The sequence below is a fragment of the Aeromonas sp. EERV15 genome, assembly GCF_900079845.1.
Lineage (GTDB): Bacteria > Pseudomonadota > Gammaproteobacteria > Enterobacterales > Aeromonadaceae > Aeromonas > Aeromonas sobria.
The window spans coordinates 1-728 of sequence record NZ_FKKY02000054.1; the positions used below are offsets into that span (position 1 = coordinate 1).

The 728-nt window shown below is 58.4% G+C and carries 1 protein-coding gene; it reads left to right on the forward strand.

Translation table 11 applies throughout. The annotated features are described in order from the left end of the window. Positions 1-30: 30 nt before the first annotated feature. Positions 31-728 (forward strand): VCBS domain-containing protein (locus BN4575_RS20340; protein WP_141689896.1); only part of this gene is annotated, 698 nt, incomplete at its 3' end.

A 728-nucleotide genomic window follows, 5' to 3' on the forward strand; every position in this document is an offset into this window, starting at 1 on the left:
GATGGCCCGGTTGGCGTGACAGAGGATGGGATGTTGGTGGTCAGTGGCAATGTGCTGACCGATGGCTCTGACGATGTATTTGGTGCAGATGGCCAGGGTGTTGACTACGTGGAGTGGGATGCCAATACGGCCGCCAAGGCCGAGTTGGCGCAATACGGTACGCTGGTACTGGATGACGTGACCGGTGCGTACAGCTTTACCCTGAATAATGCCAGTGCAGCGGTACAGGCGCTGGGTGCAAATGACCTCAAGAGTGTCGACCTGACCTACTCCATTCGTGATGCGGACGGGGACAGCAGTCCGGCCAAGTTGACCATTACTATCCAGGGTGCGGTTGATACGGCCAGGGTGACGGTAGCCGTTGAGGGGCCGGACTCGACAGTCTACGAAGCGGACCTGAACCCGAATGGTTCGACGGCATCGGGCAGCAGAGAAACGGACAGTGATAGCTTCCAGGTGGCGGCCAGTGACGGCATCAAGGAGGTCGTGATTGGCGGTGTGACATTCTCGCTTGGTGCACTCAAGGGCTTCTCGTCGCTCTCTCCATCGGCGGGGATTAATACGGGGGAAGGGACGCTCAAGGTCACGGGTTATAGCAGTGCGGATGGCGACAAGAGTGCGACGCTCAGTTACAGCTACACCCTTAATGCAGCACAGACACACACCAAGCCGGCGAACGATACCAACCTGACAGATGTGGTAGGGGTAACTGTGAGCGGGGTGGGAGG